Source organism: Vibrio sp. M260118 (genome assembly GCF_036533755.1).
In the GTDB taxonomy this organism is placed as follows: Bacteria; Pseudomonadota; Gammaproteobacteria; order Enterobacterales; family Vibrionaceae; genus Vibrio.
The window spans coordinates 1-617 of sequence record NZ_JATABG010000691.1; the positions used below are offsets into that span (position 1 = coordinate 1).

General features: G+C 42.5%; 1 tRNA gene. It reads right to left on the minus strand.

Features of this window, described 5'->3' with window-relative positions:
- Nucleotides 1-373: 373 nt before the first annotated feature.
- Nucleotides 374-449 (minus strand) — tRNA-Gly (locus QTO00_RS20600).
- Between the last annotated feature and the right edge of the window lie 168 nt (nt 450-617).

Genomic DNA, 617 nt, shown 5'->3' on the forward strand with positions numbered 1-617 from the left:
AAAAACCCACAAAGACAAATAAAATCAATAACTTAAGATACTATTTGCATTAAAATTTAGACTTTAGAAAATTGAAAGATCGTTTTAGTCAAGTGTTATACATGGATAAAAATCAGGTTACCCACCAAGTTATCCACAAAAGTATTTCTGTGGATAAGTCTGTTGACGGATGTGCAGAGTCAAGCGAGCGCAAAGCTTGCTATCTATATTTCCTGAGCGCTCTCGCGCTGAGATATGGGGGAGTAAGCATAAAAATGCCCACCTGTTCAGTAGGAGGACTTTTAATTATATTTTGGGGTTCATGCTTCGCAGCATTAGCTAAAGAGCGGTGACCGTTAGGTCTATTCAAATGACATTGCATTTGAAGGAGATTTGGAGCGACACACGAGGTTCGAACTCGTGACCTCAACCTTGGCAAGGTTGCGCTCTACCAACTGAGCTAGTGTCGCATTTTTCCACCGTTAAGCACGATGAAGGCTATAATTGGAGCGACACACGAGGTTCCCTATTCATAAACAGAGAGGCGTGACCTCAACCTCGGCAAAGCTGCGCTCAATCAACTGAGCTAGTGTCGCATTCGTCACCGTTGAGTACGATGACAACTATAAATTTGGAGC